This is a genomic window from Pararhodonellum marinum (assembly GCF_015354735.1).
GTDB lineage: Bacteria > Bacteroidota > Bacteroidia > Cytophagales > Cyclobacteriaceae > Pararhodonellum > Pararhodonellum marinum.
The window spans coordinates 68,783-81,092 of sequence record NZ_JACEFJ010000019.1 but is presented as its reverse complement, the minus strand read 5'-3'; the positions used below and the strand labels follow the sequence as shown (position 1 = coordinate 81,092).

10 protein-coding genes are annotated in these 12,310 nt (G+C 44.0%); 5 read left to right on the top strand and 5 right to left on the bottom strand.

Annotation, left to right across the window (positions count from 1 at the left end; translation table 11 throughout):
- Positions 1 to 75 precede the first annotated feature (75 nt).
- Complete coding sequence (locus tag H1A14_RS22025; RefSeq protein ID WP_194778475.1) at positions 76 to 723, top strand: hypothetical protein; 648 nt, start codon at positions 76 to 78, stop codon at positions 721 to 723.
- 11 nt (positions 724 to 734) lie between these two features.
- Here the strand turns inward: H1A14_RS22025 and H1A14_RS22020 are convergent, their stop codons facing one another.
- Entirely contained in the window at positions 735 to 1,226 is a 492-nt protein-coding gene (locus H1A14_RS22020) for a DinB family protein (protein ID WP_194778474.1), read from the bottom strand.
- Between the two features lie 1,205 nt (positions 1,227 to 2,431).
- Between H1A14_RS22020 and H1A14_RS22015 the strand changes: the two genes are divergently transcribed.
- Positions 2,432 to 3,394, top strand: coding sequence for a helix-turn-helix transcriptional regulator (locus H1A14_RS22015; protein ID WP_194778473.1), 963 nt, complete (start codon positions 2,432 to 2,434; stop codon positions 3,392 to 3,394).
- A gap of 54 nt (positions 3,395 to 3,448) precedes the next feature.
- On the top strand, positions 3,449 to 3,946 hold the full coding sequence (locus H1A14_RS22010; RefSeq protein ID WP_194778472.1) for a DinB family protein: 498 nt from the start codon (positions 3,449 to 3,451) through the stop codon (positions 3,944 to 3,946).
- 29 nt (positions 3,947 to 3,975) lie between these two features.
- Here the strand turns inward: H1A14_RS22010 and H1A14_RS22005 are convergent, their stop codons facing one another.
- The 3 genes from H1A14_RS22005 to H1A14_RS21995 form a co-directional block, all read right to left on the bottom strand.
- Positions 3,976 to 5,670 (bottom strand): potassium channel family protein, encoded by a 1,695-nt coding sequence (locus H1A14_RS22005; RefSeq protein WP_228527920.1) that lies wholly within the window; start codon positions 5,668 to 5,670, stop codon positions 3,976 to 3,978.
- Positions 5,671 to 5,825: 155 nt separating this feature from the next.
- Entirely contained in the window at positions 5,826 to 7,988 is a 2,163-nt protein-coding gene (locus H1A14_RS22000) for a xanthine dehydrogenase family protein molybdopterin-binding subunit (RefSeq protein WP_194778471.1), read from the bottom strand.
- A gap of 2 nt (positions 7,989 to 7,990) precedes the next feature.
- On the bottom strand, positions 7,991 to 8,446 hold the full coding sequence (locus tag H1A14_RS21995; RefSeq protein WP_194778470.1) for a (2Fe-2S)-binding protein: 456 nt from the start codon (positions 8,444 to 8,446) through the stop codon (positions 7,991 to 7,993).
- Between the two features lie 405 nt (positions 8,447 to 8,851).
- Here H1A14_RS21995 and H1A14_RS21990 point away from each other — a divergent pair, with 405 nt between their 5' ends.
- Together H1A14_RS21990 and H1A14_RS21985 are read left to right on the top strand one after the other, a co-directional pair.
- Positions 8,852 to 9,496 (top strand): SDR family NAD(P)-dependent oxidoreductase, encoded by a 645-nt coding sequence (locus tag H1A14_RS21990; RefSeq protein WP_194778469.1) that lies wholly within the window; start codon positions 8,852 to 8,854, stop codon positions 9,494 to 9,496.
- A gap of 222 nt (positions 9,497 to 9,718) precedes the next feature.
- Positions 9,719 to 10,864: a lycopene cyclase family protein gene (locus tag H1A14_RS21985; RefSeq protein WP_194778468.1), complete on the top strand. Its 1,146-nt coding sequence runs from the start codon at positions 9,719 to 9,721 to the stop codon at positions 10,862 to 10,864.
- 123 nt (positions 10,865 to 10,987) lie between these two features.
- On the opposite strand, the gene H1A14_RS21980 is transcribed toward H1A14_RS21985, so the two are convergent.
- Positions 10,988 to 12,052: a WD40/YVTN/BNR-like repeat-containing protein gene (locus H1A14_RS21980; protein WP_194778467.1), complete on the bottom strand. Its 1,065-nt coding sequence runs from the start codon at positions 12,050 to 12,052 to the stop codon at positions 10,988 to 10,990.
- Between the last annotated feature and the right edge of the window lie 258 nt (positions 12,053 to 12,310).

Genomic DNA, 12,310 nt, shown 5'->3' with positions numbered 1-12,310 from the left:
CTTCAACCTTCTTGAAATCTTTTCCCGAAAAATGTAACAATCACTAACTTCATGCATTAGTTTCCAAAACACTTTATGCAACAACTCAAACAAAAGATCTGGGCCCAAATTTTTGTTATTTACACCCGGTTTGTTTTGGGGGGCGGCTTTGTTTTTGCCAGTGTGATCAAGATTAAAGGAAGAAGATTTACCACACTCAGTGCTGAAAATGAACCATTCGGTACCCCTTTCCATTTTTTCGAGACCATGTATCAGACCGGTTTGTATTGGCAGTTTCTCGGATGGGGTCAACTGTTGGCGGGTTTCCTATTGATGACTCAATTTTTTGCCAGATTGGGGGCTGTGGTCAATTTCCCCATTGTGCTCAATGTATTTGTGATTACCCTTTCTATGGATTTTGCCTACACACCTGTGATAACAGGTATGATGCTGCTGGCTAACCTTGGATTACTGGTCTGGCATTGGGACAGCTTAAGGGTTTTGGTCAATCTCCCTGCATTTCCTGAAGAAAAAAACCGACTTGAGGATGAGCCTGTTTGGGTCTATTTAGGCTTCTTGCTTTTTCTGTTTACCTTGATCTACAGGCTGGCCCGAGACCGCTATGATCCTGTTTTTTGGTTTGGCACCTGTTTATTGATAGGGTTATTGGGCTTGGTATTGGCGAGAAAAAAAATCGGTTTTCACTTAAATAAAAAACATCCCGGTACAACCCGGGATGCTTGAATGGAAAAGAGTCAATGCTCCCAGAAATAAGGTGGTTCTATGCCCAGACTTCTGAGATAAACATATCCCTGTCCCCGGTGGTGGATTTCATTGTCGATAAAATAAAGGATGCTGTTCAGCACTGTTCCCTCGTATTGACCAAAGGTCAAAACTGTATTCTGCCAGCCATTGGGATCAAGTTTTGCCCACCAATGATCGATGTCTAAGGTTGTTTGATCCCAAAGTCCAAGTAATTTGGGTTTGTTTTCATCCACCTCAATGTCCTCATTCAAGGATTCCCATTGCCCATTGGCGATTCCTTTTAATCCAGGCACGGCAATGGCCAACAATTCATTGACCATTGCACCAAATGGCCGCATTCCGCCTATGCTGTAATGAAAAAGATCTTTCTCCGGAAAAGCATCGATGACCCTTCTGGTCAATTGCCTATGCCCTTGCCAGTGGGCCAACAGTTGGTCGGAGGTCATCAATGGGGATGTGCTGATTTCGGTTGTTGTTTTCATGATTTCTGGTTTTGGATGTAACATATCTCAAAGAAACTACTACTCAGTGACAGCCCTATGTCAGGAGGGGGGATTTTTTTTGATAGAGCGAACTATGGCCTTTTGCGTCCTGTCATCCAAAAAGAAAAGGGATTTGAGAGGTACGATTTACGATTTACGAGGTATGAATTGTGAGTTGCGATTTACGGAGTATCTTGGCTTTTTGCCTCGGACCTCCGCTTAAGTCCTTCAGCTTCGCGCTTTTTCTGTTGCCCTGTTTTTTGGTCTAATTGATAAACTACTTTCAGCTTTCACCTTTGAGCTTATCCTCTGTTATCCTGTTTTTCCGTTATCCTAATTATCCTACTTCAAGCTTTTCCTCTCTTTCCATCTTCTTGTTCGTAGAAAATCTGTCGTACCTACGGCACTTTTCTTTACTAATTTGCTTCCAAATCCCGGCAATAAATTACCGGGCTATTACATCGTTCGTGCCTACAGCACTTCCTTCTTCCTACTGATTTGTTTTCCCTAGTTTAAGCTTTTCCTCTGAACCTCTTTTTTTCTGTTTTTCCGATAGCCTGTTTCTCTGCTTTGAGCTTTCAGCTTCAACCCCTTCACTGTTCTTCTGATGATCCGTTTCCTGTTTTTCCGTTATTCTAATTATCCTACTTCAAGCTTTTCCTCTCTTTCCATCCTCTTGTTCGTAGAAAATCTGTCGTACCTACGGCACTTTTCTTTACTATTTGCTTCCAAATCCCGGCAATAAATTACCGGGCTATTACATCGTTCGTGCCTACAGCACTTCCTTCTTCCTACTGATTTGTTTTCCCTGGTTTGAGCTTCTCCTCTGATATCCTGTTTTCTGTTATTCAGTTTTCTGTTATTCTGATTATCTACTTCGAGCTTTCCTCTGAACCTCTTTTTTTCTGTTTTTCCGATAGCCTGTTTCTCTGCTTTCAGCTTTCACCTTTGAGCTTTCAGCTTCAACCCCTTCACTGTCCTTCTGATATTCCGTTTCCTGTTTTTCCGTTATTCTAATTATCCTACCTCAAGCTTTTCCTCTGATATCCAGTTTTCTGTTATGCTGTTTTACGGTAACCTGACAACTGGACAACCCCGACAACAAGCATTCTTTACAAAATATACAGGTGGGTTGACAGCATAATATTTTGACCTTACCCATAAGTTTTACAATTTTATATACTTGTCCACTATCCAGCAGTCCCATGAATAGAATTGACCGGCTGACCGCCATTTTGACGCAGTTGCAGAGCAAAAGATTGCTTAAGGCGCAGGAAATTGCAGATCGCTTTGATATCAGTCTGAGAACGGTGTATCGGGACATGAGGGCCTTGGGAGAGGCTGGCATTCCCATTATCGGAGAGGCGGGTTTTGGTTATTCGTTGGTGGAAGGTTATCGATTGCCTCCTGTGATGTTTACCAAAGAGGAAGCCATGGCCTTCCTGATGGCGGAGAAGATCCTGGAAAAAATCATGGACAAAGAAGGTGCTGCACACCTGCAATCTGCCATGATCAAAATCAAGTCTGTGTTGCGGTTGGACGAGAAAAACCTGATCGAAAACCTCAATGATCAGATAGCTGCCTTCCGACCGCATAATTCCGAAAAAGATTGGGGAAAGAAAAACCGTATTCAGACCATCCTAAATGCCCTTTCGGAAAAGAAAATCTTGAACATGACCTACATTTCTTTTGATAAAGAAGAGTTGACCGAAAGGAAAATTGAGCCTATCGGGGTCTATTTCGCTTTTGAACAATGGTACCTGATCGCCTGGTGCAAACTCAGGAAAGCCTATCGGAACTTCAGGGTGGACAGAATCTCTGATATCCACACTTTGGAAGAAACCTATTCAGACCGGCACCCCTCCCTGCAGGCTTATTTGGATCAAGTGAAACAGGAGGAGAATCTGGAGAAAGTGGTGATCAAGGTACCAAAATCCTCCTACAAATACATCAAAAACCAGCGGTACAACCAAGGTTTCGTCTTGCAGGAAAAGTATGAGGAATACTATCACATGACTTTTATGAGCAGCCATTTGGAAGGATTTGCCCGTTGGCTTTTGATGATGGGGGATCAATGGGAGGTGTTGGAACCAGTAAGTCTCAGAGAAAGATTGCAGGAGCTGTTGGAGATCATGTTGGAAAAAATAAAAAATCCCATTCCCTCCTGACATAGGGTTGTCATCATGGCTTTTTTCTTTGTACCAAACAAAACAAACAAAGCCATGAACATCATAGAAGCTTTTCAGAAAGAATTGGAAAAAGAAGCCATCACCACCAGAAAAATGATTGAAAGGATCCCTGAGGGCAAATTCGACTGGCAGCCCCATCCCAAAAGCATGACCATCAAAAGGTTGGCCAACCACATCATCGAACTCCCTGGATGGATAGGGATGACTTTGCATACCGATGGGTTGGATTTTTCAGAAAATCCTTACCAACCCACTGAGTATACGGATACGAAAAGTCTTTTGGAACACTTTGAAGAGGTCTTAGAATCCGGAAGAAGGGATTTAGAAAATGCCGAACTAGACAAATTGGAGGAAATGTGGACTTTGAGTGAAGGCGAAGTGGTTTACAGCACTGAAACCAAATGGGAAGTACTCAGGATGTCGATCAGCCAAATCATTCATCACAGGGCCCAGCTGGGTGTTTACCTGCGATTGTTGGAAGTGCCTATTCCGGGGAGCTATGGCCCGAGTGCGGATGAGGGGAACGGTTAAGTTCCCTTTTATCTTTTGGTTTTTACCTTTTAATCTGAGCCGTAAATCTTAAAAAATTCATTTTCGGAGGCGACGGTGCCGATCAGGATGATTTCAGTATCTTCTGTCAGAATCATATCCGGCTCTGGATTGATCTGTATGCCTTCTCCCGTGTGGATGGCGATGATGGTACATCCGGTTTCTTTTCTGATGGATGATTCTGCAATGGTTTTCCCTGAAAGCTGCTTGGGTACCCTGACACGGATCAAATCCAGTCCCTCAGCCACCATCAGTACATTGCTTCGCTGAAGGAGGTTGAGGATGGTATTGGCTCCCATGGTGGCATAAGACATCACAAAATCAGCCCCGGCACGGTGCATATTGCTTAAATTTCTTTCTAATGTAGATCTTGTAATGATTTGTATATCAGGTCTTAATAATCTACAATATATAGTAAGATATACATTTACTTCATCATCATGTGTGGTAATGATCACGCAGGGTGAATCATCAATTCCTGCTGCCTTCAGAACTTCCAATTCTGCAGCATCCCCTACAATGGTTTTGGAATTATCCCTGACTCTAAGGGGGTCTTTTTCTACAATCCTGTAATCCAGATTTCGCGCAAGCAAAGCCCTTCCTGTTGCCCGGCCTACCCTTCCTCCGCCTAAGATTACTACAGGCGCACTGAAGCTTGTTTTAACCTCAAAGGTTTGGTTGTAAAGATCTATTTGGGCAGCGGAACCAGCCAAAACCAAAACGGTGCTTTGTGAAATCAGGGTATCGGGGTGGGCGGCCTGGAACTTGCCCCGCTCCCAAATCCCCACCACACTGACACCGATTTCCTGACGCAGTTTAGTTTCCTTTAGTGTTAGACCTACCAGTGAACATCCAGTGACCAAAGCTTCAGCAATCAACAATTCTTCAAAACGGCCGACCACATGGGCACGGGCATCCCCGGCATTGGCCCTTCTGGAAAGAAAAAGCCCCATGATTTCACCAAGTTGGAGCACGTGGTTGCTTCCGGCCAACTTTAAAATATCCACGGAAGCTTCAGCATTACAGGAAGAAATGATGGGCACATCTTTGCTTAACCCCCGCACGGTAAAAGCCACATTGGTATTAATGACATCCGTTTCGGTAGTGACCACCATGGCTGCTTTACCGATTTGCAGTTTGCGGTAAGTGTCCGGGTCATCCAAGTCTCCCAACATGACTTTGATTCCTAATTCTCTCAATCGTAGACCCTCGGCCAAATCAGGTACCAGCACCACGTAGGGGTAGTGGTAGCGGTTTAATTTTTTGATAAACGCTTCTGTCACCGGTCCAAAACGGGTCAGAATGACATGACCTTCTATATCATCGGGCAAAGCTTTGGGAACTTTGGCCTGTTCCTGGGCTTTCATCCAAGGAGAATAAAAGAAATTGATAAAGGTAAAGGGGAACATCACCAGCAAAAAAAGCATACCGGACAACAGTACTACCAGTGAAAACATCCTACCCAAGTCAGAATTGAAGGTGATGTCTCCAAAACCCAGCGTAGACATGACGGTTAAGGTCCAATAAAATCCAGTCGGAAAAGAAAAAGTCCGCCCTTCTCGGAGCATCAGGAGGTGAAAAATGAAGGAAAAAATCACCACCAGCACCACCAGCGCCATCACAAATTTAAACAGCAGCTTCAGATTTCTTCTTTCCGGTTTATTTTGCAATAAAAGGGCGACTTGGGTCGAGATGGTTTTTATCATAAAAGTATCATGAACGGATTCGATTGATCATTAAAAGTTGAACGGAACCAAACCCATTTACAAGTTAAAAAACGTTCGGTTATATTTTTTGACATCACAAAGAATCTTTATTTTCAGACCACGATAAGCCGGACTTAGTTTGCTTTCGATTAATTTTAAGAGGCCAATACTTCCTTCACCTTCTCCGGTGTAAAGGGCATGTGTCGGAGTCGCTTTCCGGTCAATGAAGCAAAGGCATTGGAAACCACCGCACCCATAAACGGCAGACCCGCCTCCCCTATTCCCGCTGGGGGTTCGGTCGAAGGAATGATTTCAATTGCTATTTCCTCAGGTGAATCTTCCATCCTCAGCAGGGGATAATTGTTGAAATTGGATTGTTCCACACGGCCATCTTTAAAGGTTATGCTCTCATTGAGCACACTGGACAGTCCCATCACCAAAGCACCTTCCATCTGACCTTTGGCATTTTGGGGATGGACCACCACACCGGCATCCATGGCCCCCCATATTTTATGTACTTTGATTTTTCCCGTATTTCTGTTTAAAGATATTTCACAGACCCCGGCAGCCAAAGTCCCGCTTCTTTCGGCAAAGCCAATGCCTCTAGCCCTTCCTTCAGGCACTTTGCCTCCCCAATCAGCCATTTTTGCTGCAGTATCCAGAACCTTAAGCGCCCTTGGGTGGTTTTTCATCAGCTCTCTTCTCAGCTGATATGGATCAAGTTTTTGGGCTACAGCTATTTCGTCCAAAAAGGTTTCTATGGCAAATTTATTTGGCCCATGGCCCACTGCCCGCCAATGTTTGGTTCGGATGCCATGGTCTATGTTTCTCACTTCAATGTGTTTGTTGGGGATGTCATAAAATGGGATGTCCGCTCCAGATCCAAGCAGACCTCCACCCGTACCGACGACCACATGCCTCCATGCGTTGATTTTACCCTTTTGGTCTATGCCTGCCTCCATGCACTGAAGAGACATGGGTCTGAATGCACCAAATTGAATGTCATCCTCCCTGGTCCATTGCAACTTCACAGGACGACCCATGGCTTTGGACAAGTCCACCGCTTCCAGAACATAATCAGTCATAGACCTCCTCCCGAAGCCACCACCCAAAAAACAGGTGTGGAGCTTGACCGACTCCAGAGGAATTTTTAAATGATCGGCAATGGCCTTTCTGGTGCCATCTGCAGCCTGGGTTCCTGCCCAAACTTCCGCTCTGTCCGCTTTCACATGGGCCACAGCATTGAGCGGTTCCATCTGGGCATGATAGACATAATCGTTTTTATAGTCTGCTTTGATGATTTTATCTGATAGGCTCAATTCGTTACGCAAATTCCCCGAACTGGTAATAATGTTACCTGAACTGTCGGATTCCGCCATCTTATTGTAATCCTCGTATGCTTCCCTACTGTTGTGACCCAGGGCTTTGGGATTTCCGTTCCAGCTTATCTGACAGTTTCTTTTCGCTTTGAGCACGGACTCCATGCTGTCCGCCACCAATCCGATCCCATGGTCCAGCATCAGAACACCCAGCATGCCATCCAAGGCTTTTATCTCGGATTCATTTTTCAACTCAGGCTTGGATCCATTGACCGGGGAGCGGGATACTACTCCGTAAACCATATCTTGGACCATGATATCTGTGGAGAAAACGGCACTTCCATCAACCTTTTCAGGAATATCTTTTCTCTGGAATTCCTTGCCTATCAACCTGAAATCCTTGGGGTCTTTCCATTCACTTTCAGGAATTTCGGGCAACTCCTCCGGCAATTGGATAAATCCAGCGATCTCGCCATAGGATATTTTCCTGTTGCTTTTGCTATGTATCACATGGCCTTCTTGGGTAGTAAGTTCTTTGATATCCACCTTCCACTCTCTGGCCACATTGTGCAGCAGCACATACCGGGCTTGTGCGCCGGATTGCCGGAGATTTCTGTAATGGCCACTGACTGAACGGCTTCCTACTGTAAGCATGCTACCTCCTCTTTCGCCTCCCCAGCCTATACCGTAGATCTCAGGTTCTACAGGTGCATCCATAATTTTGACCATGCTCCAGTCTGCATCCATTTCTTCTGCCACAATGGCCGCCAAAGCGGTCATGGTACCTTGTCCCATTTCCGCAGCGGGATTATAAATGGTAATCGTGCCGTTTTCATCCAAATGCACCCAAGCGGTAATTTGACCAGGGTTGGTCTCTTTTTCATGGTTTCGCAATCCCCATACCGGAACCCCTGCCGCTGCAATTAGGAAGGTTATCCCTCCTCCTCTCTTCAGGAATTTCCTTCTTGATATTTTATTTTCTTTGATTGGCGTTTCCATGATCAGGTATTTTGGATGGTTTTTTCGATGGCCTTCATAATTCTGGGATAAGTTCCGCATCTACACAATACTGCATTCATGTGGGAGAGGATCTCTTCTCTACTGGGATTGGGGTTTGCTTTGAGCAAGGCGGCTGCCTGCATGATTTGCCCCGAGTGACAGTAGCCACATTGAGGCACCTGTTCTTCTATCCAAGCAATTTGAAGCGGATGGGACCTGTTTTCGGACAGCCCCTCTATGGTCAATACCTCTTTGCCTTCCACGGCTGACAAGGGGGTTACGCAAGCTTTGATGGGCTTTCCTTCCAAGTGCACCGTGCAGGTGCCACAAAAAGAAGCCCCACAGCCATACTTGGTTCCTGTCAGCTGGAGTCTTTCTCTCAGTGTCCATAACAGGTTGGCATCAGATGCCGCTGTCACTTCGACTTTTTTGCCATTCAGAATAAAAGATGTGGTCATGACGGGTGAGGTTTATAGATTGGATATATTATTCGTCAATAATCTGTGAATTTTCCAGCAGTATAAGCGTTTCACAGAAAGATCAGTGGGGTCAATTTTGGATTTTCCGATGGCTTAAGTTATAAAATTTTATCCAAAAAAGTAAGTAATACAGACCAAACCCATTGCTATGGTTAAAATTCGAAATTTTCTTTCTCCTAAAATAAAACACATCTATCCGGATTTTTAACAATTCCTTAAAACTGGCAAAAGAAGCAGTGTTTTAAATTTTCTCCTGCAGAAAAAAACAGACTTATTTCCATAAAATATAATTTTAAAAAGTTGGTTGGAAATGACCTTTCGGAACTTTAACTTGGCTTTTGTATCGATAATTTCGAAAAAATTAAATCAAACTTTTCTTGTGCTATGAAAAAAACGATGATCATCATTGGAATGGGGCCCGGACTCAGTTTTGGTATGGCAGAACGCTTTGGCAAGGCAGGCTATCAGATCGGGATGATCAGCCGGAATGCCGATAAACTGGGTCAATACCAAAAATTACTTTCTAAGGCAGCAATAAAATCCGAGTTCGAAACTGCCGATTTATCCGATACTTCTCAGCTTTTGACCGCATTGGGTAAACTGAGAGAAAAATTGCCCCAGATCCATGTCCTTCATTACAATGCAGTCGATGCCAGGATGATCCCTTTATTGGAGGAGTCTGCAGAATCCCTCTCCAAAAGTTTTCTTATCGGCGTAGCAAACGCCTTAGAGGCCACCAAAGCGCTTTTAGCGGATCTGCAAGCCAATCAGGGCTCTGTCCTATTGACAGGGGGTGGCACATCCAAATACCCCAATGCTGCCATGGGATCCATTTCCTTGAGCAAAGCGGGAATCAGAAGCATGGCTTTTCAACTTCATGATGCTTTAAAAAGCAAAGGAATTTATGTGGGAACTTTAACGGTATCAGGCGAGGTGTCCCCCGATAGCAAAACCCATTCACCGCAAATACTTGCCGAGAAGTTTTGGGATATGAATCAGGAAAGAAAATCAGTAGAATTGACCTATTGAATGTGATTACTTGCTGTAAGGAAAAGCCTGTGAAGCCTGTTTCCTTGATTTTGCTATGCTGAAACAACTCTTCACCATTCAAATACTGAAAATTGGCTGTAGAAATAACGGGGATATGTAAAACTTTACCCTGCGCAGATTAACCTTTTTCGTCCCCATCAGTTTCCCATTGATGTCGGTGCCGGTTTTATTTTCACAATTAAATCTTAATTTCACGGGTCAATGACGGAGATCAAAAAAGACTATGATTATATCATTTTGGGTGCAGGGGCTTCTGGCCTGAGTCTTCTTCATTACTTATTGGCAGAGCCCAAGACCCGTAGCAAAAAGATCCTGCTGATCGATCAATCCGAAAAAAACGCCAATGACAGGACCTGGTGTTTTTGGGAAAAAGAAGCAGGAGCCTTTGAATCCCTTTTGACCAAAAAGTGGAGCCGACTTTATTTCCACTCTCCTGCATTCAGCAAGCTGATGGACATAGGACCGTACCAGTATAAATTGCTTAGAAGCAGGGATTTTTACCATTATGGCCATGGATTGATTAAGGAACATGCCAATGTAACGTTCCTGCTCGATAAGGTCACAGTTATGGATAAAGACAGGGTGAATACTGAAAATGGGCAATATAAAGCCTCATACATTTTCAACAGTGTGATGTATGCCTTTGACATAAAACCCTCCTCCAGCCACCTATTGCAACATTTTAAAGGCTGGTACATCAGCACAAAGGAAGAACAATTCAATCCTGAAAAACCGGTGATGATGGACTTCAGGATTCCACAGACCGATGGGTGCAGCTTTATTTATATCCTACCCCTGAGCCCGACTTATGCCCTAATTGAGTATACCCTTTTTAGTGAGACTTTGTTGGAAAAGGATGCCTATGATGTCTTTCTTCAAAATTACATCAGCAAGGAAATGGGCATCAAGGATTTTGAAATTAAGGAAAGGGAATTCGGGATCATTCCCATGTCCAATGCCAAACTGGCAAAAAGGAAAGGAAAACACATCATCAATATCGGTACCGCCGGAGGCAATTCAAAGCCCTCCACCGGCTATACCTTCCGCTTTATTCAGAAATACTGCCAAACCATCGTAAACAACCTTGCCCTTCACAGAGACCCACTCCACGGGACTACATCTCTGATACCCAAATTCAAATTATTTGATTCGATATTTTTGCGCGTATTGAAAGACCAAAAGATCCCAGCTTGGACCATATTCAACGATTTGTTCAGCAAACTCCCTCCCTCAGTGGTTCTGGGTTTCTTGGATGAAGACAGCCATTTGTGGTCGGATTTAAGGATCATGAATGCCGTGAACAAACCGGCCTTTTTAAAGGCAGCATTGAAGGAAATAATACCCTGATTTTTCAATCCATATAATAGAGAGAAAAAAGAACAGTCAGTTGATACAATCAACCGACCGCCTTCCTTGGGAAAAGCAACTTGCTAAAAAAAATTAAATTGGGTCTATTTTATTCTTTAGGTTTTATTCAGCGGTCAATTTGAACACATCCACCCCGATGGCATATCCATAGGTTTTTTGTTCTTCTTTGTAGATTTGAATCTTGTTGCAGGCCATGCCCAAGTCAATTTTTTCCCATGTCATCCCCCCATCCCGGGTTTCAAAACCACTGTTTACCGTTCCCACATACCCATGCAGTTCATCGATAAAGCCAATCCCGAATTCCCTTGCTCCTGCATCCTCCCAGAGATCCATTTCTTTCCAGGTGTTACCGCCATCTGTAGTTTTGGCGATCCTTTGTTGGGTATTGTTGGGATCATAGGATTGGATGGTCACATAGCCAATCTGCTCAGTGGGGAAACTGGCCTTCCAGGTGATTTCCAATGGGCGGTCTGACTGATAGACTTTCGACCAGGTTTTTCCTCCGTCAATGGTTTTCAAAATCAAGGCGTTAGACTTGCTGATGTCCTCATCACTTGCACTGCAGGCGATCCCGGTATTTTTATCAAACATTTTGATGTCAAAAAGCATTTTGCCGCTTTCCTGCAGACTTTGTGAGGTCCAAGTGGCTCCCCCATCATGGGAAACCAGCAAATTGGCGGGGCTTCCCACCCTTCCTACCGCAAAGAGGTGGACTTTGTAATCAGTCTTGCCATGATTGATGTATTGTTCCCTCACGATGTCGATGGCACATAGCCCTTTGACATACGGACCGGAATAAGCCACCGGATGCCAGGATTTGCCACCGTCTTGGGTGCCATAAAGGGGAATGGTATCACTTACATTCGGGAAATAGTCCGTACCCACTGTCCCTGCAAATCCGATGTTTTCATCCACAAAAGCAATGGTTCTAAAAAAGGTACCTTTTTTCTCCCATTGCTTGACCCAACTTACTCCTCCATCCTCTGTATGATAAATGTTCCCGGCCCCATTCACATACCAACCCTGAAGGGGATTTATAAAAGCAATGTCATCCTGTTTGCCCGGATAGGCTTCCGTTTGGAGTTTTTTCCACTTGAATTCCTGTGCCTGTAAAATAAGAACAGCTGAAAAAAACAGCATCAAGGTTAAAATCAATGACTTTTTCATGTTGAACATAAGTTTGAAATGTATTCAGCAGGCAAAGTCGTCAACGCCGACTGAATACTAAGCCATAAATACAGGATTGCAGGAAATTGGGGATGGGTAAAAGGAGTATTTGCATTTTTCATGGTAAAAAGCATGGATCGGAACCTTTCCTAAAGTACCCAAGGGAGGTAAATTGGTGTTGAACGTTGATAAATGTCCATTTTTAATGGAAATAAATTTTCAGATAAGCATCAATTTCCCAACTTTTTTTATCTTGTT

Excerpts from the sequence above, each read along its gene's own strand:
- H1A14_RS22000 (WP_194778471.1), bottom strand. The coding sequence starts at position 7,988 with ATGGAAACGCCAATCAAAGAAAATAAAATATCAAGAAGGAAATTCCTG.
- H1A14_RS22020 (WP_194778474.1), bottom strand. The coding sequence starts at position 1,226 with ATGAAAACAACAACCGAAATCAGCACATCCCCATTGATGACCTCCGAC.
- H1A14_RS22005 (WP_228527920.1), bottom strand. The coding sequence starts at position 5,670 with ATGATAAAAACCATCTCGACCCAAGTCGCCCTTTTATTGCAAAATAAA.
- H1A14_RS21990 (WP_194778469.1), top strand. The coding sequence starts at position 8,852 with ATGAAAAAAACGATGATCATCATTGGAATGGGGCCCGGACTCAGTTTT.
- H1A14_RS22015 (WP_194778473.1), top strand. The coding sequence starts at position 2,432 with ATGAATAGAATTGACCGGCTGACCGCCATTTTGACGCAGTTGCAGAGC.
- H1A14_RS22010 (WP_194778472.1), top strand. The coding sequence starts at position 3,449 with ATGAACATCATAGAAGCTTTTCAGAAAGAATTGGAAAAAGAAGCCATC.
- H1A14_RS22025 (WP_194778475.1), top strand. The coding sequence starts at position 76 with ATGCAACAACTCAAACAAAAGATCTGGGCCCAAATTTTTGTTATTTAC.
- H1A14_RS21995 (WP_194778470.1), bottom strand. The coding sequence starts at position 8,446 with ATGACCACATCTTTTATTCTGAATGGCAAAAAAGTCGAAGTGACAGCG.
- H1A14_RS21980 (WP_194778467.1), bottom strand. The coding sequence starts at position 12,052 with ATGAAAAAGTCATTGATTTTAACCTTGATGCTGTTTTTTTCAGCTGTT.
- H1A14_RS21985 (WP_194778468.1), top strand. The coding sequence starts at position 9,719 with ATGACGGAGATCAAAAAAGACTATGATTATATCATTTTGGGTGCAGGG.